Source organism: Bacteroidota bacterium (genome assembly GCA_016706865.1).
Classification (GTDB): Bacteria; Bacteroidota; Bacteroidia; order Chitinophagales; family BACL12; genus UBA7236.
The window spans coordinates 761,476-787,735 of the sequence record JADJIS010000003.1; the positions used below are offsets into that span (position 1 = coordinate 761,476).

Genomic DNA, 26,260 nt, shown 5'->3' on the forward strand with positions numbered 1-26,260 from the left:
TATTTGCTCGTTTTACCCCTGATTTTAATGTTTTCTCGATGTGCAGTTAATCAGGATTCTGTGGGCTTGGGTAATAACAATGTGTACTCTTCACAGGTGCATTCAGGATTAGTGGAAAACCTGGATACAAGACAACCATCGGGCTATACTCCCAACTTTCAGGAAGAATATGCGTCCATACAAGAACCAATATTTTACGCTGAAAGTATTGTGAAGGTTGGAACAAACAGAGGATCCGAAACTTTTGATCTGATCATTTCTCCACCTATTAAAGACGAAAAAGATAGCACCGAAGTGGAGCCTAAATTAGAACCACTTGTTGTAGCAGGAACCGGTTTAGCTGTTGCGGGTTTGGGTGCTGCGGTAGCGGGTATTTTTGGGGCGCCTATCTTATTTGCCGCCGCAGCTTTGTTACTTGCAGGTTGCGCCTTTGTAACTGCCATCGGTTGGAAAAAAATTAAAGCCGACCCTAAAAAATTCAAAGGAGAAAAATTCGCCCTTGCTAATTATATCATTATAGGAGTAATCGGGGTGTTATCTTCATTCTATCTTGTGTGGTTATTGTTTGATGTTTGATTTGCTCTGTTGACATCTTTAATGTCTGGTGATCCCCTTAATTTTTTTTCCTCATTGAAGTTTTTAATATATCATGCCTACGGCACTTGGGGGTCATATTATTTTTTCGGCTACCAATATGTCATGCCTACGGTACTTACGTGAAATTTTAGAATTTAGGGGACTTAATATGTCATTTCGGCGGAGGACGACACTTTTGTTAAATTTAATGTGTCACAACCCATTAATTATATTAGTTTGTTGGATTAAAATCAGTCCTGTAGGGACGAAATATCGGTAGGATTAAGATTAAGAATAATACATTAATCCCGTAGGGATGGCATATTGAAACTGCGAATTCCAGCTCAACGGTTAAATCCGGTAAGACAAACTTTCGATGTAAGGATTGATTCAATAAATCCTTACACTATAACAATAAATGTTATACTAAAACGATATTTCCAATTGTAAATATAGGATAAGGGTAATTGTGAGAATTAGAATTATTTTACCTTCTGTATTGTAATCGTAACTATACCCCCTTAAAACATAAGGACGCCGCACCCCTGGGGCGCAGCGCCTTTTCTTACTTGAACGTCTCTGCGACAAGACAGAGGTAAAACGCCTATACAGTTAAATTATTGTGTTTTGTTTTATGAATGTGCATAATTTTTTTATTTAATGTTATTGGATACCATTCTGTTTAGTAATTTTGTAATGCAAATTAGGTTGATGTAACTGCTTTTTTAGTTCCATCCTAAGAGGGAATCCGGTGAGAATCCGGAACAGTCCCCACTGCTGTAAATCCGCAGCCTGTGCTTAAAACTTTTGATACTTCATTGCCACTGTCCGCCTCGGCTGATGGGAAGGCAAATCAAAAGGCGGAATAGTCAGAAGACCTGCCTGTAATTGCACGATCAAAACTTTTGGGGCAAAAGTGAATGATGTGTTCAGATTAATATCTGTATTCATTGTGTATGCTATTTTGTGTTAAGTCTCTTATGTTATTGATCCAATGGATAATAATGCTTTTATTAAAATATATTTTAATTACTTAAAAATCAACCAATATGAAAAAAATTACTTACGCTTTAATTATCAGTTTTATTACAACGTCGCTGGTGGCTCAATCTTATGTGGAGAGAGTTCTTATTCTTAATGAAGGTTACTTCGATTATTTTTCGGGAGAAATATTAACTCCGGTTTCTGTCGGTGCTTACGATCCTGAAACAAACATTTATACAATGCTTGATGAGATAGAAAATGCGCGTTTTGCTTCAGATATTATTTTGGATGAAAGCAGTTATTATATTGCTGCGGATAAATATCTGCTGCAATACGATCTTTTTACGGATGAACTGGTAAATACCATTGAAATTCCCGGTATCAGAAAAATTGCCGTGGATGATAATTATATTGTTGTAACCCGCGGTGAATATTTGATGTCTTTTGATTCCTACATTCAAGTATATAATAAATCTACCTTGGCCCTTGAATTTGAAATTTCCAATGCAGAACTTAATTATACTACAGAAGGTGTTGCTATTAAAGATGGTATCGCATATATTGCAGTAAATAACGGATTTAATTTCGGATTGGAAGTTGGTATGATAGCGGAAATTGACCTTGCAGGCGAGACGCTTAACAATCTTGTAGATCTTGGTGCAAATGGCATTAATCCAGATAATTTAATGTTGGATGGTGCTAATATTTACACCCTGAACAATAAAGATTTTACAGGTAGTTCAGTATCTGCTTATAAAATTATTTCGGGGGATATTGTAACAACTGATCTTGAAAATATTTCCTCCGGATGCGGAACTTCAGCATTTGTTGATGGCAGTATTTATTATCAGGAAATGTTTGGTACCACACTTAGTAAATTTGATCCTGTTTCGGGTGCTATCATTAGCGAGAATGAATATGGTGTTAGTTTTTACGCTTTGGAATTTGATGATATTAATGATCTTACCTACAGCTCAGAGACAGATTATTTCAGTTATGGTAAAGTAAATATTTTTGACGGAGATGGTATATTAGTAAACTCCTTCGATGTAAGTGTTTCACCGGGAAACTTTGCTTTTGATGTGCGCACTTCTACGGGAATAAATAATGTTGAGGAAATTAATATATCCCTTTACCCAAATCCAACTGCTGATAAGGTTATGATCAACGCTGCAACTCCAATTAAATTTGTAATTATCACCGACATGACAGGAAAAAAATTAATGGAATATAATGACGTAAATTCCGCAAACTTTACAGCAGAAATTAAAGATCTGACTTTCGGAAGTTATTTAATTTCTATAACCACTGATACAAATACACAAACACAGATCATTTCAAAAATATAAGTTTCCGGTCCGGTATTAGAGTATCACCATACTTTAATTCCGGATCTTTTAATATTCAACCTTGTTAAATGTTTAATTCCACTTCATATACTTTCACTCTGATATTGATGTTATTCTTTATATCCTGTAAGGATGTTAAAAGAGAGCAAAATTCAGACGAAACTGGCGTACGGGTAGATATACATTATGCAAAAGGTTTTACAATAACTGAACATACTGATCATTATCTGGTATCTGTTGTAGATCCTCTGGACTCTGCAAGAATTATTCAGCAATATTATTTATATAGAAATGATGAGCCCGCGGTAAAATCAGAAGGTATAGAATATATTCACATCCCAATTAATGATCTAGCAAGTTTATCTACAACTCATTTGCCATTTTTGGAAGCATTACATGTGGAAGATAAATTGATCGCTTTTAGTGGAGTAAAATATATATATTCTGAAAAGATAAATCAACTTGTATTGGATGATCATATTCAGGATATCGGAACTGAAGGTGGAATAAATGTGGAAGAGCTTGTGTTATTGCAACCTGATATCATTATGGCATATAACAGCGGCAATCCCACATATGATCAATTTGATAAAATGAGATCATTAAAACTTAAACCGGTTTTAAATAATGAATATCTGGAATTAACACCTCTCGGACAAGCAGAATGGATCAAATTTGTCGCAACCTTTTTTGATAAATTACCCGAAGCAAAAAATTTATTTACTGTAGTTGAAACAGAATATTTGGCTATAAAAAAATTGACCGATACCATCCAAAATAAACCAACGGTATTTACCGGAACCGCATTTAAAGGTGAGTGGACCGTGCCGGGTGGAAAAAGTTTTGCTGCGACATTTTTAAAGGATGCAGGTGCTGATTATATCTGGAATACAGATGATAAAACCGGGAATTTTCCTGTTTCTTTTGAGGATGTGATTAATAAAGCTAAGGATGCTGACGTATGGCTGCATCCGGGTGCTTCAGAAACTTTGCAGGATATGGTGAATATGGATATCCGATTCAATTATTTTAATGCTTACCGCAAAGAAGAAGTATATAATAATAATAACAGGGTAAATAGTTATGGTGGAAACGATTATTGGGAAAGTGCCGTTTTTGCACCGCAGGTTGTGTTGCAGGATCTGGTGAAAATATTTCATCCTGAATTAATGGCGGATCATTCCTTTGTATACTATAAACATCTGGAGTGAAAAAACAATCTACCATATTATTATTTATTTCACTTTTTATTATCGCCGTAATTATTTTTTTGTGGGATATTATTACTGGTCCCGTTCATATTCCGTTGTCGGAAATTTTGGGTATTTTATTTAATAATAACGATCGTGATTCCGCTTCTTCCGTTATTTTATTACAATCCCGATTGCCAAAAGCAATTACTGCAGTACTTGCAGGTGCAGCTTTGCCTATTGCAGGATTAATGATGCAAACCTATTTCAGAAATCCAGTCGCAGGTCCTGATATACTGGGTGTTTCCGCAGGAGCGAGTTTGTTTGTGGCAATTGTGATGTTATCTGCAGGAACAATATTTTCAGTCGCTGCTTATAACAGTTATACTATCATTATTGCGGCCATTCTCGGATCCGCAATTATGTTATTGATAATACTTGCAGTTGCATATAAAATAAAAGACAGCATTACTCTGCTCATCTTCGGATTAATGTTTGGAATGGCAATAAGTGCCGTGGTTGGAATTTTGCAATATTACAGCGAAAAAGGAGCTTTAAAATTATTCATACTCTGGACATTCGGAAGTTTGGGTGGCGTTACCTGGTCGCAATTGTATTTGTTGACACCCTTTGTAATAATTGGTGTGATAACATCTTTGTTTTTCGCTAAAAAATTAAATCTATTGTTGCTGGGAGAAAATTATGCGAAAAGCCTTGGATTAAATCTTCAACAAATTAAATATGTAATTATCTTTTTGACAGCGCTCTTAACAGGAAGTATCACAGCTTTTTGCGGACCTATTGCTTTTGTTGGAATTGCAGTTCCCCATCTCGCGAGAATGTTGTTCCGGACAAATGATCATTATATTTTAATTCCGGCATCTGTTTTATGCGGGATCATTATTTTGCTGATATGCGATATGCTGACACTTGTAAGTGGTGATTCGGGAATATTGCCATTAAACTCTATCACCGCCTTTATGGGTGCACCCTTTATTATTTATATTCTTTGGAAAAATCAACATATGAAACGATTATTTTGACAGAGACAGAATACAAAAATATTATACAATTAAAAGATGTTTCCATTGGATATGGAAAAAATATATTGTTGCGGGATATTAATTTCGGAATACCTGAAAATAATATTGTTGCCTTGCTCGGATTGAACGGAACAGGAAAATCCTCATTATTGCGCAGCATTGCCGGATTACAGAAAATAATTTCAGGTTCAGTTTTATTGAATGAAAAATCAATTCAACATTATTCAGCAGAAGCACTCGCAAAACAACTAGGCATCGTTTTATCAGGTAGGGGAGAATTATTGCAATCGCTAACCGTACGCGAAGTTTTATATATGGCAAGAGCGCCTTATACCGGATTTATGCATGTGCTTCAACAGGAGGATAAAAGGATAATAGATGATGTTATTACAGAGTTTAACTTAGAAGGATTTGTAAACCGACCTATTTATCAACTCAGCGACGGGGAAATGCAAAAGGTTATGATAGCCAGAGTGTTGATTCAGGAAACACCGGTAATAATATTAGATGAACCTACTTCCCATCTTGATATAATGAATAAAGTGGAAATATTTTCGCGAATTAAAAAATTAAGAACTCAAAACAAAACAATTTTATTTGCTTCCCATGAATTAGATCTGGCTCTTCAAATTGCTGACTATTGTATCCTTTTAAATCATAAAGGGGAATATATTTTCGGAGAGACACAATCGCTAATTGACAATAAACAATTTGAGTATTTTTTTAATGCTCCTAACTTCAAATTCGATGCAGTAAATCGCAAATTTGAAACGAATCTTCGTTATTAAATCAAATATCTTTTTTAGCTCCGTTAACCTTTTTAACATGATAAACTGCCTGTTTGATCACAAAGATAACTTTCCGATAATGCACTGTAACTACTTCAAGATCATGTTTTGCAAATGTTGCACGCCATTGAGCATCATTTTTATTGGTGTGAGGGCAGGGGGAATAAAATAAATTGGCTACACGATCTAAAAAATAGGTGAGATATTGTTGCATTTTATTGTCATAAATATCCTCCATGATCACTAATTCTTCACATACTCTTACGGCTTCCTTTAAAAATTCTTCAGGATCTTCTATATGATGTAAAACTGTTAATATTATTCCTGTATGAAAACTGTTATCACCAAAAGGAATATTTTTTCCATCGTAAACAATTGGTTTTACAGAAGGATGATAATTACCTTCATGAATATCGAGCGGAACTATATTAAAGCCTTTTTCTTTCAGCAGATGCGCTGCCAATCCATTTCCGGATCCAATATCCAAAATGGGTGAATTTTTGGGCAAAATACTTACAAGAGGTCTTATTTTTTTAGATACAAAGGGTCTTCCAACACTATTAAAATAGAGTTTTCTGAAAAGAGGGACCTTATGAATGATGTATAATACCAATGCTGCAAGTGTAAAGAGGCAGCAAAGTTATCTTTTTTTGAAAATTAAAGAAGCAGAGTTTATACAGTAACGCAAACCTGTTGGTGTGGAAGGTGCGTCATCAAATACATGACCCAGGTGAGCTTCACAGCGTGCGCAATGAATTTCATCTCTAACATAACCGATATCGGTGTCGGTATCAGTGGCAATATTTTTAGCATTAATCGGCTGATAAAAACTCGGCCAACCGGTTCCAGAATCAAATTTATGTTTTGCATCAAATAAAGGCATTCCGCAACCCACACAGTAATAAATACCATCTTCATGATTGTCATGAAAAGGATTTTTAAAAGGTCTTTCCGTTCCCGCTTGCCTTGCAACGTAAAATTGTTGCTCCGTCATTATTTTCTGCCATTCCGCATCTGTCTTGGTGATCTTCACTCCATCCCACATATAATCCGGTGATTCCAAGGTGATCATTATCTTTTGTTCAGTAGTATCACTGTCAGACTTAGTTTCTAAAGAACTAGTTTTGCTCTGACCGCAACTGAAAATTGCCGGGATCAATGCAATGGTAAAAATCATTAAATGCTTTCTCATGATGTTATAGGTGGTTGATATTGACATATAAACGAGGTTTTTGTGAATATGGATTTTTAAACAATTGCTTTATGAAAATAGTTTCCATTACCAATCAGACTGCTGGTCGTATGGATTATAATGTCACCCCTCTGGGGTTTTGTAGATTTAAAATTATAAATTTAACTATAATAATTTCACCCCTCTGGGGTTTAAATTTAAGAATACATAAAAGTTGATACCTTCAAGTTAAAGAGATTATTTAAAATGATTAATAGAGTTTAATGCGAAGGAAAATCTACCGGGTTGTCAATCCGATTAATGTTCTTTATTCTTTGTTCTTTATTCGATATTAAAAGAGAAATAGGAAATAGGAAGTAAGACCTATGAGACAAATCCCAAATGTTATCGTTAACCCGGCTGTTAAAATTGTCAATTGTAAATTGTCAATTGTCAATTTTTTCTGCGTTTATCGTTTAAACAAACTCTTCGACGGGATACATCCTCTCCTGCATTTCCTTCACCTTTTCATCCACAATATATTCGTCGTAGGTCATAAGTTTATCTATTACTCCATTTGGTGTAATTTCGATAACTCTGTTTGCTACGGTTTGCATGAACTGATGATCATGAGATGTGAATAATATAAATCCTTTAAAATCCTGTAACGCATTATTGAATGCGGTGATACTTTCCATATCGAGATGATTGGTAGGTTCATCCAGTATTAAAGTATTTCCGCCTAATAACATACTTCTTGAGATCATACAACGCACTTTTTCGCCACCGGAAAGTACTTTACAACTTTTTAAAGATTCTTCACCGCTGAATAACATACGGCCTAAAAATCCTCTTACAAATGATTCGTCCTTATCTTTAGAATATTGACGCAACCAATCAATTAAATTAATATCACCGGTAAAAAATTCTGCGTTATCGTTTGGTAAATAATTTGGGGTGATTGTAACGCCCCATTTGAATTCACCTATATCTGCTTTTTTCTCACCGGCTAATATTTCAAGGAAATTTGTTTTTGCAAGTGGGTCGCGACTCACAATTGCAATTTTATCTCCGCGCTCTGCAATGAAAGAAATATTTTTAAACAACAATTTTCCGTTAGCTGTTTTTGATAAATTGGTAACCTGTAAAACCTGATCACCAACCTCTCTTTCCGGCGTGAAAAATATACCCGGATATTTACGTGTGGAAGGTCTTAATTCTTCTATATTTAATTTCTCCAAAGCCTTTTTACGGGATGTTGCCTGTTTTGCTTTAGATGCATTTGCACTGAATCGCGCAATAAAATCCTGTAATTCTTTGCGTTTGTCCTCAGTCTTTTTATTCTTCTGCGACATTAATTGCAACATTAATTGCGACGATTGATACCAGAAGGAATAATTACCAGTGAAAATGCTTATTTTACCATAATCAATATCTGCAACGTGCGTACAAACAGCATCTAAAAAGTGTCTGTCGTGGGAAACTACAATAACGGTATTTTCATAATCGGCAAGAAAGTTTTCCAACCATTGAATGGTATCAATATCCAGATCATTGGTAGGCTCATCCATCAACAAAATATCAGGATTTCCAAAAAGTGCCTGTGCAATTAAAACACGCACCTTTTCTTTTCCGGAAAGATCCTTCATGTATTCGTAGTGTTTATCTTCCGTAACTCCGAGATTACTCAATAATTCTGCTGCATCACTTTCTGCGGTCCAGCCATTCATTTCACCGAATTCTGCTTCAAGATCTCCAACACGCAAACCATCCGCCTCATTAAAATCAGGTTTTGCATATAATGCATCCTTTTCCTGAATAATGGCCCATAATTTTTTATGTCCCATCATAACGGTATGAATTACCGAATGCTGGTCAAATTCGCTGTGATTTTGTTTCAAAACCGCCATACGTTCACCGGGAGTAATATCCACGATGCCGGTAGTAGGTTCTATCTCCCCCGAAATAATTTTTAAAAAAGTGGATTTACCGGCGCCATTTGCACCTATAATTCCGTAACAATTGCCTTTGGTGAATTTGAGGTTTGCTTCTTCAAAAAGAATACGTTTACCATATCGAAGCGAAACATTATTAACTGTGATCATTAAAAGTCAGATTTTGCGGGTGCAAAGGTACGGATAAAATAGGGAAAAATGGCGTTTTATAGGAATTTTGTGCCTTAAAATTTCAAAAATTTGTAATACCCCAATGTAAGAAAAATAGAAATAGAGCCAGTATAAAAATTTCTCTGTCTGTTCTGAAAGTTTCCCCCGCATTGGAGCTATTGATATGCCGTCCCTACAGGACTAACGTGGTCTTGCTTTTCACTTGTTACCGATATCTCGTCCCTACAGGACTATGGATATTCTTCAAAGCCGTGGTTGGTGTTTCTCACCAACCACTGAAGGGCGAAGGAAAGCCTTCAGGATTAGGCCGTATGTCCCTAATACATACTTTAGATAGCGGCAAGCTATAAAGAGAATCAAACTCTTTTGATTTTTTAATTGGCATTTGTATCTTTAACAACAAAAAAATAAAACAATGAAAAACCATTTTATGCTATTAACAGTGACTTGTACCATCTTATTTGTTAACTCCTGTAAAGAAGAACAAACACCCGATAAATGTGAAACACTAGTCGGTGCTACTTTTAGTTCCAATACAAAAAGTGAAATGGGTTGATTTGTAAGGGTTTTGAGGAGGCGGAGTACAAATGGGGGACATTAGAAAATAAAACTTGAGTTATTCAGTCAAAGCTGAAACATAACAATCTTAGAATCAAGACTTAAAACATTTAGTGTTAAAGTCCTTTCCAGCACCTAAATTGTTTTAATTGCAAATTTACATAGTGCAATATTTTATAAGTAATCAGTAAAGATTGCACTATGTAAGATCGTTGGTATGAAAGCCTTAGTTACGAGACCAAGTCATAGTTCTTGTATGATTCATCATGTCGTTGCAATCGCCATGTGAATCATCGTTGGTAAAGTAGCAATTCATATCATCGTGACCGGTAATATTCCAACTATAATTTAAATCCCACAAATAGGAATCGTTATCACATCCCATAATATCAAAATTGCACATTGAATGTGAATCGTCGCCCCATTGCCAGTTACTATAAATTGTATCGCCGTTTATACAAATAGACATATTTCCGGATGCATCGCAGATAAATGTGTATTCTGAAAAATGAGTTGTCTGATTAACATTACCATCCACAAATGAACTGATGCGCCATGAACCAACCATGTAATTATCCGGTGTATTTGTTAACGAAGCCGGGTTGTCCTTTTTGCAACCCAATCCTGATACTAAAATCAGGATAATAGCTCCAATAATTAGATTTGATTTCATTGTTTGAGTTTTTTTGTACACCGTAAAATTAGCTGGGTTTTTTGTGAGAAAGGATATCGTGCGTTGGCAAGTGAGGTGATAAAAATCATTTACTGCTCACGATTGAATACCTTGAAAGTAGTTGACCCCAAAGACTCTATTTGTAGAGTAAATTTTACGGCAATACTAAATATGTGAAGTTATGTCATATCCTGTGGTAGCTTCCAACCTTTGAGCACATAATATTTTTTCATTGGCGTTGCTTTAAGTGGATTTATTCCGTTTTTCTTACATCATCTAAAATGTTAAATGGTTCAGGGAACTAATCCCAAAATTGGAAATAGTACATCCCAATGTCCTGCAAGAAAATAAAGATCAATCGTAATGCCATTAATAATAAACTATTACACCAATTTTCTTCAAGGGCGAAGGAAAGCCATCAAGATTAGGTGTATGTCCGTAATACATACTTTAGTTAACACGGACTAAAGTCCGTTGTTACAAGATGTATCGTCCCTTCGGGACTTGTGTTTGATGAAAAACGTAACTTACTGTCTTACATCAACTTTTATCTAGTTTCACAGTATTTTTTATCCTTTTTATCCGCCAAATCCGCGTTCCCCTTTTTTAGTTATTAGCTGGGCTAAAGTTTCGTAGGTATTGAAAACTATTTATTTGTCATCCAACAACAATCTGATGTCACCAATCAGCTTTTTAACTTCAACCGAGTCTGTTCCGTCATAATACCCCCGAATTCTGCCCTCACGGTCAACTAAAGCGAAATTCTCGGTGTGGACAAAGTCGTTCGGACCATTGTCGCCTTCAGTGGCATCCACCAAATAACTGTAGCGGGCAAGATCATACAGCTGTTTTTTTTCTCCGGTAACAAAATGCCATTTTTCTGAATTGATGTCTCGATTTTTGGCATATCTGGCTAAAACTTCAGGTGTATCGTGCTCAGGATCAACGGTATGTGAAAGAATTAACACTTCCGGTTCGTCCTTATACGCCTTGTAAACTCGAATCATCTCCTCGGTCATGATAGGACAAATTCCCAGACAGGTGGTAAAGAAAAAATCGGCAACATAGATCTTATCCTTGTAGATATCCTGTGTAATTACTTCATTGTTTTGATCAATCAATTTAAAGTCTGAAACGTAATGTGGTTGCCCCTTGTCGCCTTCAGGACCATAAAAAGGCAAAACAGGTTCTTTGTGCAGGTCAATGGTATATATGTAAGTAATTATGATGGCAAAAAGCACGATCACCGAAACAGTAACTACTGCAATTTGAAAATTGGTAAACCTTTTCATACTGCAAAATTAGGACTGAGAGTTTTGAAAATATAGAATTTGAAAATATTTGACACTTTTACAGAATACAACATTTAAACCTGTTTTAAGCAATTGAACAATATCGGCAAGTTTAAGTTTCAACTACTGAATTGGTGCGATTATCAGGCAAAACTTCAACCCTTTAGCCCATTTTAAAATTGCAATTTTTTGTATATTTACAGGATAATGGCAAAGGTAAAGCGCTACATAATGAAGGGATTTGGGCTCATAATTTTAGCCTCTGTTCTTCAATCTTATGCTTGTTCAGGCCTGTGCTCTACAAAACTTTCTGATTGTGAAGAGGAATTGAAACCCAAACATGATTGTTGTAATAGAGCAATACCATTAGAATCTGATAATGATAAAGACAAATCTGATTGTCAGGACGACCATTTTGTTTTTCTGCAAACCTTAGGGCAATTTCATTCTTTCAATGCTTTTAATTTAGATAAACCCTTTTTTGTAGCTGATATTTCTATCTCCATCTTCCAAGTGACATCGGTGTATTTTTCTCAAAATACCGTAGCTGTTTACACTGGGTTTGTCCCACCACCTCCAAAGGACGGTATTCCAATTTTTATTCAAAGTTTCCTAATTTAATTTTTATATTCGGATATTGCTTTGTGGGCACAGCTTGCAAGGTTTTTGCATTTTTATTTAAACATTTTTATATTAAAATTATTAAGAAAAATAAAACAAATAAAATGAAAGTACTTATTACAATTTCTCTAATTATAACATGTTTTTGCACCAATATTAATGCACAAACTGCAATGCAGATCAGTGGTGTTGATTGTTATGGTGAACCCGTGGATATGTTCGCTGATCTGGATGCGGGAAAGGCTATTATTTTACATTTTTATATGCCTGATTGTGGTGCATGTCCACCACCTGCAGATAAGATGCAGGAAATGGCGACAAATATTATGGTTGATTATCCTGATATGGTAAAGGGTTATGCTTTTCCATTTCAAGATATTACAACCTGCGATTATTCCATTTCATGGGTAGAAGATAACCACTTACCATTTTTTGCACCAATGGATAGCGGTGAATATCCTGTGGCATATTACGGTGGTTTCGGAATGCCTACTGTTGTTTTATTAGGTGGAGCTGATCACAGAGTGATGTTTACCACTTTAAGTTTTATCACAAGTGACACTACAGAAATGCGGGATTCAATACTAAATATGTTAGGAGCGCCAACAGATATTCTGAATAACGTATCCTCCATTTCAAATTTTAATGTATATCCAAATCCTGCTAACGAAATATTACAGATAAATGTCGATATATCAATGAATTCAGATATTAAAATTAATATTCTTGATATTACAGGCAAATTGATATTGGAAATTGCTGAGGAAAAAAATGTTGCGGGAAATATAATTAAACAAGTGAATGTATCCTCAATTTCGGAGGGTATTTATCTCGTTAAATTAACCGCAAATGGAAATTCAAGCATGAAAATGTTGACAATTACACATTAAAATAAGTATACTTTTTTTATAAATAATTATTGAGGAGGAAAATGAAAAAGAGTTTATTAATAATATTATTATCTGGAGGATTTTTAGTTTGTAAATCGCAAAATCCACTTTTAATTCCTCCGGTACTTAGCGGAACCAATTTTGATCTATCCGTTCAAAATGGTATGACACAATTTTTTCCGGGAATTAATACACCTACTTACGGTATTAATGGAAATATTCTTGGCCCTACTTTAATTGTAAATAAATGGGATTCAATCACGATCAATGTTACCAATAATTTAACCGGCACGGGAAATTCCACCACTATGCATTGGCATGGACTGCATGTTCCTGCTCATGCTGATGGCGGACCACATCAAATAATTGAACAAGGAACAACATGGAGCCCGCAGTTTCAAATATTGAATAATGCATCAACATTTTGGTATCACCCACACGGAGAAGGAAAAACTGATTTACAGGTTTCAAGGGGATTGGCCGGATTTATTATTGTGAAGGATAGTGCGGAAGCCGAACTTGGACTTCCGCGAACATATGGAGTTGACGATTTTCCATTGGTTGTGCAATCCAAAGCTTTTGATGTATTGAATCAAATTGCAATTTCAACGGAAGAGGATACTTTGATTTGCGTAAATGGAACCGTAGATCCATATTTGGATGCACCTGCGCAAATAATTCGTTTGCGATTGTTGAACGGTTCGTCCATGCGCGTTTATAATTTTGGACTTTCTAATGATCAAGAATTTGTTTTAATTGGAACGGATGGCGGTTTATTGAATGACCCAATTCCTCTTTCCAGAATATTATTGGGCCCTGGTGAACGCGCGGAAATTTTGGTGGATCTCCAAACATTAGCAGGACAAACAATTTATTTAAAGAGTTTTAGTTCAGAAATTGAAAATGGTATTTATGGTGCAGCGACAGTGACCGGAATGATGGGTGGTGAAATTCCAAATTATGACCTGAATCCCTTGAATGGTGCCGACTTTGATATATTACAAATAAATGTGGTGGAACAAAATGCAGATCCGATCTCCACTATTCCAAGTATTTTAATTGTTAATACTCCATATACTGATTATGATAATTCTCGTGTATTTAATTTGCAGCCAGACGAAATGATGGATCCTGAAGGGCAGGTGATGGGACCTTTTAATATCAATGGAGATCATTTTGATATAATGACAATTAATCAAACAGTTTATTTAAATGATGTTGAATTATGGAGAATTGTAAACAATACCGGAATTGCCCATCCATTTCACATTCATGATATTCAATTTTATATTGATAATATCAATGGCGGACCTGTTCCAATTCACTTGCAGGGTTTGAAAGACGTTGTTCTTGTTAAACCAATGGAATATGTTGAAGTAATTACAAAGTTTGACGATTTTGCCGATAATTATATTCCATATATGTATCATTGTCATATGCTGCATCATGAGGATGATGGAATGATGGGGAGTTTCAGAGTAATTGATACAAGCGCAACTTCGATCCTGGATATGGAAGGGTCAGACTTTCAGATATTTCCAAACCCGGTAACAAACACACTTTTTATTTCATTGCAATACAATTTGGAGCATGTGGAAGTTAGAATTGTTAATAATGCAGGTCAAATAATTATCGATAAAAAAAACCTCAGTGGGGATAAATTTTTTATTGATGTTTCTGTAATTCCTCCAGGGTCATACATACTGGAGTTAATTTTAAAGAAAGAGGTGCTGACAAAAATTTTTATTAAATAATATATTTAAATAATATTTAAAAACTTTTATTAATTTGAACAATTAAATTATTCATCAATTTAAAACAAATACAAATGAAAAATTGGTTACTACTTATTTTTATGGTTACAACATTTTCGTTGTCAAACCATATTTCCGGACAATGTCCTGTTGGTCAGATGGATGTTGTAATAGAAATTGAAACTGATTCCTATGGTTATGAGGGATATTGGCAATTGGTGCCTGCCGGAAATGCCTGCGGAACCGGAACCATCTGGGAGGGTGGTAACGATATTCAGGTTGGTTGCAGCGGTGCGGGTGAGCAGGATGCAACTACTGCCTTTGGTTATGGTGATAATATATCCATTACAGAGGTGGTGGGTTGCCTTAATGAAGGATTTTATGATATCAAATATATTGACGACTGGGGTGATGGCGCTTTTAAATTTAATGTATCATTAGATGAATATCCAATGTATAATTTTGTAGGAACAGGTGAGGGTAATACTTTTAATTTTGAAATTACGCCACCTCTTGCTTATGATGCAAGTATTTCTGCTATTACCAATAATCCCTATAATAATCCGGGCGTTGTAAATATTGAAGGAGAAATTTCAAATTATAGTGCAAATACGATTAATACCTTAGAGGTAATTTATAGCATAGATGGAGGAACAGAAGTTATTTCTACACTTGCTGGCTTAAATATAGAACCATTTACCACAGCCGAATTTGTTCACCCGCTTCCATGGAATATCTTGATATTGGGAACCTATGATGTAAAATTATCATCGGGAAAAATAAATGATAACGATGATTTAAACCCAGCAAATGATTTTATAAATAAAGAAATTATTATTGGTGATCCTACACCAAATATTATTGCCAATTATTTGACCTTTGTAGAAGAATATGAAGTGATTGGAAATGCGGACGACGATATTGAAAATCCAACCGATCTGGATTTTCACCCTATATTAACTGAATTTCAGGTATGGGTTACCAATAAAGGGACAGAAGGTTCTGGCGGATCAACAGTTACCTTTTGGAATGCAGGACAAGGAGGCCAAACATCAGAATGGAAACAAGATGGAAATGCATGGCATTTTATGAGTCTTCCAACAGGTATTGCATTCAGTGAAAATACAAATTTTGCAACTTCACCCGGAGTAAAGGATGCCAATCACAGTGGTGGAACATTTACAGGCCCAACTTTATGGACAAGTGATATGGATATTTATGCTGAGCCTTCGGGTGGAAATGGAAGCCATTTAGATATGTTACACCAAAGCCCTTTCGCTATGGGAATTACAGCATGGCGCGACAATGCATTTTTTGTTTTTTGCAATTATCACGGGTATGTTCATATGTATGACTTTGTAAAGGATCACGGGCCGGGAAATGATGATCATGCAGATGGAAGAGTTTGGGAATACCTGGATTTTGATATTGAAATGATAAATGATGATCTGCCTTCACATTTGGTGTTTGATAAGGCGTCGAATTATTTGTATACTATTGATGCCGGGGATGGAAGAATTATCAGAATGGATCCGGAGTCAGGTGAAGTTACCGGCACTTTTCCTCATGCTAATGAACCATTGGCTGAAGCAAATGAAATAGAAAATACCGATTGGGTGGAAATTGTTTCAGAAGGTTTAATTGAACCCGTAGGAATTGATGTTATTGATGATTATATGCTCGTTAGTGATCATGCAACCGGAGAGATTATTATTTATGATATTACCTCAGTGCCTGCCATTGAACTTAAAAGATTACAAACAGAAAGAACTGGATTAATGGGAATTAAAATTGGACCTGATGGTATGATATGGTTTGTAGATCAGGGAGAAGATGAATTAGTGAGAATAAATATTACCAATACAGTAGGCATTCATGATCATGTGTTGCAAAATAATGTTGCAGTGTATCCGAACCCATCAAATGGAATATTTACTTTAAATGTGAATGCTCCATACCAAAATATCGAAATGAAGTTCACAATTTTAAATAATCTGGGAGAAATTATTTATGATAAGGTCGCGGCAGTTGGGAATCAGCAACAAATTGATATTTCTGATTATGCTGCCGGAACATATATTCTGAAAATTGTTTCTGAAAATGGATTTGCCACTAAAAAATTGGTAATAGTGGAATAAGAAAAGTTGTTGGCATATGACCATGTATATTAAAAATATGGTGTGCGACCGATGTTTGCGCACCGTAAAAAATATTTTTGAAAGCAAAGGAATTCCGGTTTCTAAAATTACCTTAGGTGAAGTAGAGATTAAAAATAAAATTTCAGATGTTCAACTGAAATCTATCACATCAGTTTTGAACACTGAAGGATTTGAGATTCTGGACAACAAGAATTCAAAGATAATCGAGCGCATAAAAAATATCGTCATCGAACAAATTCAAAATGGAAAACATTTCGATAAAAAGATGAATTTCTCTCAGTTATTGGAAAATGCCTTATTAAAAGAGTATTCCTTTTTAAGCAATTTATTTTCCGTTACGGAAGGTATCACTATAGAAAAATATATTATCCTTCAAAAAACCGAGCGTGTGAAAGAGTTATTGGTTTACGGAGAAAAATCGCTGAGTGAAATTGCATTTGAAATGGGATATAGCAGTGTTGCGCATTTGAGCAGTCAGTTTAAAAAGACTACTGGGCTTACTCCAAGTAATTTCAGGGCACTTACAAGTCATAAAAGAAAAGGACTGGATAATATCAGGTTGGAAATTATATAAATCAAATCAAAAATTGTGTAACAGTCAGCTTGAAATATCAGGCGACCTTTGTGTTATAAAAACAAATAATTATGACACATTCTTACAAAGTCTCAAACATGACCTGCAGTGGTTGTATAACCAATGTTAAAAGCAGGTTATTGATCCACCCGGATATATTATCCGCAGAAGTGAATTTGCCGGATAACGCTGTTATCACAATGCAAAAACATATTTCGCTGGAAGAATTACAGGACATTATTGGTGCAGATTCGAAATATAGAATTTCGGAAAACGGATCAGATTCTTCCCATGCAGCAATGCATCAGAATACTGTTTCAACCTGGTTTAAAACATATAAACCACTATTGTTGATCTTTCTCTTCATTGCCGGTATTTCAACAATATCTGCAACAAGATCAGGAAGTTTTGATAGTATGATCTGGATGCAATATTTTATGGCTGGATTTTTTATCACCTTTTCATTTTTTAAATTTCTCGACCTGAAAGGGTTCGCCGAAAGTTATTCCATGTATGATGTATTGGCGAAAAAAATGCCCGCATATGGATTTGTATATCCATTCATCGAATTAGGACTGGGAATTGCCTATTTAATTAATTTTAATATGCAGATAACAAATATTGCTACTATATTAATTATGGGATTCAGCAGTATTGGTGTTATTCAAAGTGTAATGCATAAAAAAAGAATTCAATGTGCATGTCTTGGAGCTGTGTTTAATTTGCCGATGAGCACAGTAACCATTATTGAAGATCTTTTGATGGTTGTTATGGCCTTATTTATGCTTAATATTTAAAAATAATATTTATGAATACGGAAATACACGATCATACACATCACGGCCATGAAACAAAAAGACTGGCCTCGGATCCAAATCCTAAAATGGGCATGGAGGGACACGACCATCATAAAATGATGATCAGGGATTTTAAGAATCGATTTTATGTTACACTTATTCTCACTGTTCCTATAGTAATACTTTCTCCCATGATCCAGAATTGGCTTGGAATTAATTTACAGTTTAAAGGTTCGCAATATATTCTTTTATTATTATCTACAATTGTTTATTTATATGGTGGATGGCCCTTTTTAAAAGGTTGGATAGAAGAAATAAGATTCAAAAATCCGGGAATGATGTTTCTTATAGGATTTGCTATCTCCGTAGCATATATTTATAGCGTTGCGGTCGTTTTTGGTTTGCCAGGCATGGATTTTTTTTGGGAATTGGCAACACTGATTCTTATTATGCTTCTGGGGCATTGGATTGAGATGAGATCTATTGCAGGTGCATCTAAAGAGCTGGAATTACTGGTGCAATTAATGCCTTCTGAAGCACATATGGTAATGGGAGATACAATACATGATGTTGAAACGGAATCATTAAATACAAATGATATTATTTTAATTAAACCCGGTGAAAAGGTTGCAGCAGATGGGATAATAACGGAAGGTGAAAGTTATTTGAATGAATCGATGCTTACGGGGGAATCGAAACCGGTACAAAAAATAAAGGGAGATAAGGTTATCGCAGGTGCTATAAATGGCAACGGCTCCATAAAAGTTGTTGTATCGCATAACGCAAAAGATTCCTATTTGTCGCAGGTAATTAAGCTGGTTCAGGATGCACAACGCTCAAAATCCAAAACGCAACTCCTTGCCAATAGAGCTGCAAAATGGTTAACAATTATTGCAATTGTTGCAGGTATTTCAACCTTCATATTTTGGTATTCTTCCGGAAAAGAAATAGCTTTTGCCATGGAAAGAATGGTTACCGTAATTGTAATTTGTTGTCCACATGCCTTGGGTCTAGCAGTTCCTTTAGTGGTGGCAAAATCAACGGCATTATCTGCAAAAAATGGTCTGTTGATAAAGAACAGGACAGCATTTGAAAATGCCAGAAAAATTACAACACTGGTATTTGATAAAACCGGGACACTCACTATTGGTAAATTTGAGGTATCTAAAATTGTATCAGTAAATACAGCTATAAATGAAAATGAATTAATTCGTTTAGTATCAGCATTGGAACAAAATTCGGAACATCCGATCGCAACAGGAATTATTAAAAAGGTGAAGGAATTGTCAATTAATATTCCTGATGCAGAGAATTTTAAAGCAATAACCGGAAAGGGTGTGGAAGCAATGGTGGAAAATAAAAAGATCAAAGTTGTTAGTCCCGGGTATTTAAAAGAAATGAATATTACCATGCCGGGAAGTTTCATTGCAAGCGATATGGAAACTGCAGTTTTTCTACTTATCGAAAACAAATTGGCAGGATATATTTTATTATCCGATCAAATCCGCCCGGAATCCGAAGCTGCAATATCCAAATTAAAACAAAATGGAATAAAGACATTGCTTCTTACCGGCGATAACAATAAGGTGGCAAAAAGTGTGAGTGAAAAATTGGGTATTGATAGTTTTTATGGGGAAGTATTGCCTCATCAAAAATTAGAAAAAATAAAAGCATTGCAGAGTTCGGGTGAGTTTGTTGCAATGACAGGTGACGGAGTTAATGATGCGCCCGCCTTAGCAGTGGCTGATATTGGTATTGCAGTAGGAAGTGGCAGTGATATTGCAGCGGAAACCGCAGGAATCATTTTAGTAAATAGCAATCCTTCAGATGTTGTAAATTTAATTCTCTTTGGAAAGGCTACTTATAAGAAAATGATACAAAATTTGCTATGGGCAACCGGATATAATATTATTGCTCTGCCATTGGCAGCTGGTGTTTTATTCCAATGGGGAATTTTATTATCCCCGGCTGCAGGTGCAGTATTAATGAGTGCCAGTACAGTAATAGTAGCTATAAATGCAAAAACATTAAAAATTAAATTTTAACACATGCAACTTAGCAGGTCTTTTAACTCTAAAAATCAGATACAATACCTAATTATCAATAAAAAAAATCAAATGAAAAAAAATAGAATAATAATGAGTGTTTGCGCTTTGCTGTTAATTTTTGGCGGATGTAAATCAAAATCCCTACAACCCGAGGAAGTTAAACAGGAACCTGTCGATACTTCATCAATAGTTAATACGGGAGAATATTTTATGGAGACCATATTTGAACAAGGGATCTCTGCAGGAAAGGAAACTGTGATAAAATTAACTCCAAGGATCAGTTCTGATCCAAAAGCTACTGTGGAACTGCAAACTTTGCATGATAAAAAAATGCATGTTATTATTGTGAAAAACGATCTCTCCTTATTTTATCATATTCATCCGTCGCAATCCGGTACTCAAGAATATACAGTTCCATTCACCTTTAATTTCGGTGGTGATTATGTGGTTTTTGTTGATTATGCTCCTGAGGGTGCAGTACAACAATTGGAAAGAAAGGAAATTAATGTTACAGGAAAAGATTATGCTAAAAAGGAGTATGCGATGCAACGGCTATCCGCCGAGGTGGATGGATTTGTAGTGAAGTTAATTCCTGATCAGAATAAAATCGAATCTGATCATGCAATTACCTTTACATCAACCATTTCACAGAACGGAAAAATAATTGATGCCAATACACTCGATAATTATCTTGGAGCAAAGGCACATATGGTGATCATTAGTGAAGATACAAAACAATTTTTACATGTGCATCCAGAACTGAAAGGAGAACAGTTGACATTACATACAGAATTTCCCGAATCAGGGATGTTCAGGGGTTGGATACAATTTCAATATAAAGGAAAATTACATACTGTAGATTTCGTTTTTGATGTCCCAGATGGTGACGGACACGAACATGAGCATAAATCAAAGCACGAACACGAAGAAAAGGAAGAACCTGTGCATTTACATTAAAAAATTAAGCTTGGGCTTTATAAAATGAATTCAATTCAAATGTCTTTGTCAAAGCTTTTGTGTATTTCAATTTTATCCTGAAAAATGACTACAAACATTATTTAGGGTGATTTAACTCCTTTGCACATTGACCTATATTTGGATATTTTGTGTAACTTTAATATGTAACCAAGTTTGGATTCTTAATATTGGTATTTAATTTCAAGGCTAGCTATAATGGTAAATTATTTTATCACATGGGCCCTTAAAAACAGAATAATCGTCCTGCTATTTGCAGCTGGCCTAACTGTGTATGGTATTTACTCTGTCAAGAATACACCAGTTGATGCAATCCCAGACCTTTCTGAGAACCAGGTAATAATTTTTACAGAATGGATGGGCCGCAACCCTCAAATTATTGAAGATCAAATTACCTATCCATTGGTTAGTAATTTACAAGGTATTGCTAAAGTTAAAAATATTCGTGCCAGCAGTATGTTCGGGATGAGTTTTGTATTTGTGGTATTTGATGATGATACAGATATTTATTGGGCTCGTACTCGTGTATTGGAACGTTTAAATTACGCCCAAAGGTTGTTACCTGCAGGTATTATTCCAACATTGGGGCCCGACGGAACCGGTTTAGGTCATGTTTATTGGTATACATTGGACGCACCTGGTTACGATTTGGGTGAATTAAGAGCATTACAGGATTGGTATGTTAGGTTTGGACTTCAGACGGTTGAGGGCGTTAGTGAAGTAGCTTCATTTGGCGGATTCGAAAAACAATATCAGATAGTAGTTGACCCAAATAAGCTAAGGTATTACAATATTCCACTTATGGATATTGTTAATCAGGTTAAAGCAAATAATAATGATGTAGGTGGAAGAAAATTTGAACAATCAGATATTGGGTATATTATTCGTGGATTAGGTTATATCAAAGATATTAATGAAATTGAAAATATTCCTTTGAAAACAGTAAATTCAATTCCTATCCGTGTAAAGGATGTTGCAACAGTGCAGATGGGTGGAGATCTGCGATTGGGGATCATAGAAGAAAATGGCGAGGGAGAAAAAGTAGGAGGTATTGTTATCATGCGTTATGGTGAAAATGCAAAGGATGTAATTGAAAGAGTAAAAATAAAATTGGAGGATATAGAAAAGGGTTTGCCACCCGGAGTAAAATTTGAAGTTGCTTATGATCGATCAAATTTGATTGATGCAACAATTGATACCTTAAAAAAAGCTGTGATAGAAGAAATAATTCTTGTAGCCATTGTGCTTTTCATCTTTTTGTTACACGCCAGAAGTGCACTTATAGTAGTAATTACCATTCCAATATCCGTTTTGATCGCGTTTATTATGATGAGTTGGTTTGGAATAACCTCAAATATCATGTCGCTTGCGGGAGTAGCACTTGCAATCGGAGATTTAGTGGATGCAGGAATTGTAATGGTGGAAAATGCAATGAAAACAATAAGTGATGAAACAAATTAAATAAATTATGATGATAACCAACGAAGAAAGAAAAAAAAGAATTGAATCGTCCTCCAAGTTAATTGGAAAGGCAGTTTTTAATTCTATTTTAATTACGTTGGTTTCCTTTAGTCCAATATTATTTCTTACAGGACAAGAACACAAACTTTTTGCGCCACTGGTTTGGACTAAAACTTTCGCGATGATTGGTTCGGCGTTAGTGATGATATTTCTTGTTCCTGTACTAATGACTATATTTCTGAAAGGGAAAGTAAGGCCTGAAAGTAAACATCCGATTTCCAGATTTTTTATTTGGATTTATTCTCCAATAATTCGATGGTGTTTGAAATGGAAAAAAACAACTATTATTTTAAGTATTGCACTGGTTGTTGGCAGCATGCCACTTGTTTTAAATCTCGGTACAGAATTTATGCCTCCTTTAGATGAAGGGTCCTTATTATTTATGCCGGTTACAATGCCTGATGTTTCAAATTCTGAAATAAAACGGATTATGCAGGTTCAGGATAAAATAATAATGACAATTCCTGAAGTACAAAATGTTCTAGGCAAAGCAGGACGTGCAAATACTGCAACAGATAATTCTCCCATTAGTATGATAGAAACAATCATATTGTTAAAACCGGAAAAGGAATGGCGAAAAGGTATTACAAAAGATAGCATAATTAATGAACTAAATTCCAAGTTGCAGATTCCGGGTGTTATTAACGGTTGGACCCAACCTATTATAAATCGAATAAATATGCTTTCCACAGGCATACGCACAGACGTGGGAGTGAAAATTTATGGACAGAATTTAGATACTATAAATAAACTTGCACAACAATTCAAAAAACAATTGGAGGGTATAGAGGGTGCTGTAGACCTATATGTAGAGCCTATTGTGGGTGGAAAATATATCGATATTGAAATTCGTAAACAGGAGCTAGGTCGTTATGGACTTTCCGTGGATGAGGTAAACATGTTTATTGAAACAGCTATTGGGGGAATGAACGTGACTACTACAGTAGAGGGGAGGCAAAGGTTTAGTGTGAATGTTCGGTTCGCGCAGGATTATAGGGATAAAATTCAAAAGCTGGATGATCTCCAGATTCAGACAATGGATTACGGACCCATTCCACTTTCTGCTGTTGCGGATATTAAAATAACAGAAGGTCCACCAATGATTAACTCCGAAAATGCAATGTTAAGAGGAACACTTTTATTTAATGTTAGAGGCCGGGATTTAGGGAGTACCGTTGATGATGCAAAGAAAAAACTTGAAGAAGAAGTATTAAAATTACCGAAAGGTTATTTTTTGGAATGGAGTGGTCAATATGAAAATCAGGTGCGAGCCGAAGAGAGATTGAAGATGATAATACCGCTAGTTCTGGTAATTATTATAGTTATTTTGTACTTTACCTTTCACACTTTTCGTGAAGTATTAATTGTACTTGCCGCTGTACCTGTTGCGTTGGTAGGTGGTGCATATTCTCTACATTTTTTTGATGTTAACTTTTCAGTAGCTGTTGCTGTAGGCTTTATTGCCTTATTTGGAATAGCTGTGGAAACTGGAGTTTTAATGCTTGTTTACTTAAATAATTCGGTAGCTAAAAAGGTTCGTGAAAACAATAATCAAAATACAATAATTTCCAAACAAGAGGTAGAAAATGCTATTTATGATGGTGCAGCATTAAGATTGAGACCGAAGCTAATGACGGTATTGGTTGATATAATCGGTTTGATGCCAATTCTTTTAGCAACAGGAACAGGAAGTGATGTTATGAAACCAATAACCATACCTTTTGTTTTTGGATTAATAACCTCCACGTTATTTGTTCTTATTGTATTGCCGGTTTTATACGCAATGGTTAGGGAGTATGAACTAAAAAAACATGGTAAACTGGTTATAGAGGAGTTTAAAAATTAAGATTCAAAATTTATTGAATATGAATACTTTTAAAAATATTGCAATTCGGTTTATAACTATTTTTTCTTTACTTTTTTATTTTACAAATATTAAAGCGCAAATATTGACAATTGACAGCATACTTAAAATTATAGAAATTAATAATCCGGAATTGCAAATGTATGATGCACAGATCAAGGCCCTCGATGCTTATGCCACCGGAGCTTATTCATTTGACCCTCCCCGTGTAGGTGTGGGATTTTTCATGACTCCTTATAATCCTCAAATGTGGACTCAGGATGTTATGAATAATCAGCAAGGTATGGGAAATTTCATGATCTCAGCAGAACAAATGTTTACGAATCCGGCAAAACTCAAAGCAAATTCGGATTATATGAGTAATATGTCAGGTGCTGAATTTGAAATGAAAAATTTTGCAAGATATGAGCTTTTTTCCATGGCAAAAATGAGTTATTACGAATGGGTAATACTTAAGAAAAAAATAAGAGTAATCAATGAAAGCGAATCCTTACTAAATTATCTTATAAAATCTACTGAACTGCGATATACCTACGGGATGGATAAATTAAATGCTTACTATAAAGCAAAAGGTATGTTGGGAGATATTCAATTAATGGAAATTATGATTGATCAGGAAATTAGTCAGAAAAGGAATGAACTTAATACCTTGTTGAATAGAAGTGTAAACACTTTATTTGAAGTTGATTCAACCTATTCAATTGAGAGTTATGAAAAAATAATGATTGACACCTCAATTATTAGCAATAATAGAAGTGATTATAAAGTTATTTCAAAAAATATTGAAGTATTAAGATCTAAACAGATTTTCGAATATTCAAAACGGCTTCCCGATTTTGGAATTAAGTTTGATCATATGGTTCCTTTTGGAACTGATCCGCAACAATTTAGTCTTATGGCTATGGTAAGCATTCCAATTGTCCCCTGGTCATCTAAGATGTATAAGTCTTCTGTGTTAGGTTTAAATTTTGAAATTGATGCTTTGAAGGCTCAGCAACAAATATTATTAAATGAAGTGAGTGGCAATATGCAGAACCTTAAAATAATGCTTCAAAGTAAAAAACAACAATTAGAGCTGTATGAAAATAATATAATGCCCGCAATGAAAAAAAATTACGAATTAAGCCTCTTGGCTTATGAACAAAACACAGAAGAATTATTTATGGTTTTAGATGCTTGGCAAAATTATAAGCTTATTCAACTTAGTTATTACGATCAATTGATGGAGCTGCTAGCCCTTCAAATAGAATATGAAAAACAATTGCAATTACCTCTGAATTAAAGAAAAGATGTCACTATGAAAAGGA

At 35.1% G+C, this 26,260-nt stretch carries 21 protein-coding genes and 1 riboswitch; of the genes, 16 read left to right on the forward strand and 5 right to left on the reverse strand.

Going from position 1 to position 26,260, the window contains the following annotated elements; translation table 11 throughout:
- Window positions 1-81 precede the first annotated feature (81 nt).
- The 5 genes from IPI31_12750 to IPI31_12770 all read left to right on the forward strand — a co-directional run bounded on the left by IPI31_12750 (window position 82) and on the right by IPI31_12770 (window position 5,930).
- A complete protein-coding gene (locus tag IPI31_12750) occupies window positions 82-576 on the forward strand; it encodes a hypothetical protein (protein MBK7568682.1) in 495 nt (164 codons plus the stop codon).
- Window positions 577-1,264: 688 nt separating this feature from the next.
- Window positions 1,265-1,477, forward strand: a riboswitch (cobalamin riboswitch).
- Between the two features lie 148 nt (window positions 1,478-1,625).
- Window positions 1,626-2,909 (forward strand): T9SS type A sorting domain-containing protein, encoded by a 1,284-nt coding sequence (locus IPI31_12755; GenBank protein MBK7568683.1) that lies wholly within the window; start codon window positions 1,626-1,628, stop codon window positions 2,907-2,909.
- 68 nt (window positions 2,910-2,977) lie between these two features.
- Window positions 2,978-4,120: an ABC transporter substrate-binding protein gene (locus IPI31_12760; protein MBK7568684.1), complete on the forward strand. Its 1,143-nt coding sequence runs from the start codon at window positions 2,978-2,980 to the stop codon at window positions 4,118-4,120.
- A complete protein-coding gene (locus IPI31_12765; protein ID MBK7568685.1) occupies window positions 4,117-5,142 on the forward strand; it encodes an iron ABC transporter permease in 1,026 nt (341 codons plus the stop codon). Before IPI31_12760 ends, IPI31_12765 begins: the two co-directional genes overlap by 4 nt.
- Window positions 5,139-5,930 carry an ABC transporter ATP-binding protein gene (locus IPI31_12770; protein MBK7568686.1) on the forward strand — a complete coding sequence of 264 codons (792 nt, stop codon included), beginning with the start codon at window positions 5,139-5,141 and terminating at the stop codon, window positions 5,928-5,930. The genes IPI31_12765 and IPI31_12770 overlap by 4 nt, the downstream gene beginning before the upstream one ends.
- Window position 5,931: 1 nt before the next feature.
- Here IPI31_12770 and IPI31_12775 read toward each other — a convergent pair whose 3' ends face one another.
- From IPI31_12775 to IPI31_12795, 5 genes are all read right to left on the reverse strand, one after another.
- Window positions 5,932-6,543 (reverse strand): class I SAM-dependent methyltransferase, encoded by a 612-nt coding sequence (locus IPI31_12775; GenBank protein MBK7568687.1) that lies wholly within the window; start codon window positions 6,541-6,543, stop codon window positions 5,932-5,934.
- 27 nt (window positions 6,544-6,570) lie between these two features.
- On the reverse strand, window positions 6,571-7,122 hold the full coding sequence (gene msrB / locus IPI31_12780) for a peptide-methionine (R)-S-oxide reductase MsrB (GenBank protein ID MBK7568688.1): 552 nt from the start codon (window positions 7,120-7,122) through the stop codon (window positions 6,571-6,573).
- 455 nt (window positions 7,123-7,577) lie between these two features.
- On the reverse strand, window positions 7,578-9,206 hold the full coding sequence (locus IPI31_12785; protein MBK7568689.1) for an ATP-binding cassette domain-containing protein: 1,629 nt from the start codon (window positions 9,204-9,206) through the stop codon (window positions 7,578-7,580).
- An 805-nt stretch (window positions 9,207-10,011) separates the two neighbouring features.
- The gene (locus IPI31_12790) at window positions 10,012-10,458 is read right to left on the reverse strand and encodes a hypothetical protein (GenBank protein MBK7568690.1); all 447 of its coding nucleotides are present in this window, start codon (window positions 10,456-10,458) and stop codon (window positions 10,012-10,014) included.
- Between the two features lie 650 nt (window positions 10,459-11,108).
- Window positions 11,109-11,750: an SCO family protein gene (locus tag IPI31_12795; protein ID MBK7568691.1), complete on the reverse strand. Its 642-nt coding sequence runs from the start codon at window positions 11,748-11,750 to the stop codon at window positions 11,109-11,111.
- Between the two features lie 207 nt (window positions 11,751-11,957).
- Here IPI31_12795 and IPI31_12800 point away from each other — a divergent pair, with 207 nt between their 5' ends.
- The 11 genes from IPI31_12800 to IPI31_12850 all read left to right on the forward strand — a co-directional run bounded on the left by IPI31_12800 (window position 11,958) and on the right by IPI31_12850 (window position 26,235).
- Entirely contained in the window at window positions 11,958-12,371 is a 414-nt protein-coding gene (locus IPI31_12800; protein ID MBK7568692.1) for a hypothetical protein, read from the forward strand.
- Between the two features lie 104 nt (window positions 12,372-12,475).
- Window positions 12,476-13,261 carry a T9SS type A sorting domain-containing protein gene (locus tag IPI31_12805; protein MBK7568693.1) on the forward strand — a complete coding sequence of 262 codons (786 nt, stop codon included), beginning with the start codon at window positions 12,476-12,478 and terminating at the stop codon, window positions 13,259-13,261.
- 41 nt (window positions 13,262-13,302) lie between these two features.
- On the forward strand, window positions 13,303-15,015 hold the full coding sequence (locus tag IPI31_12810) for a multicopper oxidase domain-containing protein (GenBank protein ID MBK7568694.1): 1,713 nt from the start codon (window positions 13,303-13,305) through the stop codon (window positions 15,013-15,015).
- Window positions 15,016-15,089: 74 nt separating this feature from the next.
- Window positions 15,090-17,153, forward strand: a complete 2,064-nt coding sequence (locus IPI31_12815; GenBank protein ID MBK7568695.1) for a T9SS type A sorting domain-containing protein — start codon at window positions 15,090-15,092, stop codon at window positions 17,151-17,153.
- Between the two features lie 16 nt (window positions 17,154-17,169).
- Window positions 17,170-17,748, forward strand: coding sequence for a helix-turn-helix transcriptional regulator (locus tag IPI31_12820; GenBank protein MBK7568696.1), 579 nt, complete (start codon window positions 17,170-17,172; stop codon window positions 17,746-17,748).
- Window positions 17,749-17,819: 71 nt separating this feature from the next.
- A complete protein-coding gene (locus IPI31_12825) occupies window positions 17,820-18,545 on the forward strand; it encodes a cation transporter (protein ID MBK7568697.1) in 726 nt (241 codons plus the stop codon).
- Between the two features lie 11 nt (window positions 18,546-18,556).
- Window positions 18,557-20,590, forward strand: coding sequence for a cadmium-translocating P-type ATPase (gene cadA, locus IPI31_12830; protein MBK7568698.1), 2,034 nt, complete (start codon window positions 18,557-18,559; stop codon window positions 20,588-20,590).
- Between the two features lie 72 nt (window positions 20,591-20,662).
- Window positions 20,663-21,550: a hypothetical protein gene (locus IPI31_12835; GenBank protein ID MBK7568699.1), complete on the forward strand. Its 888-nt coding sequence runs from the start codon at window positions 20,663-20,665 to the stop codon at window positions 21,548-21,550.
- A gap of 216 nt (window positions 21,551-21,766) precedes the next feature.
- Window positions 21,767-23,029, forward strand: a complete 1,263-nt coding sequence (locus IPI31_12840; GenBank protein MBK7568700.1) for an efflux RND transporter permease subunit — start codon at window positions 21,767-21,769, stop codon at window positions 23,027-23,029.
- A 7-nt stretch (window positions 23,030-23,036) separates the two neighbouring features.
- Window positions 23,037-24,935, forward strand: coding sequence for an efflux RND transporter permease subunit (locus IPI31_12845; protein MBK7568701.1), 1,899 nt, complete (start codon window positions 23,037-23,039; stop codon window positions 24,933-24,935).
- Window positions 24,936-24,954: 19 nt separating this feature from the next.
- Window positions 24,955-26,235, forward strand: a complete 1,281-nt coding sequence (locus IPI31_12850) for a TolC family protein (GenBank protein MBK7568702.1) — start codon at window positions 24,955-24,957, stop codon at window positions 26,233-26,235.
- Window positions 26,236-26,260 lie beyond the last annotated feature (25 nt).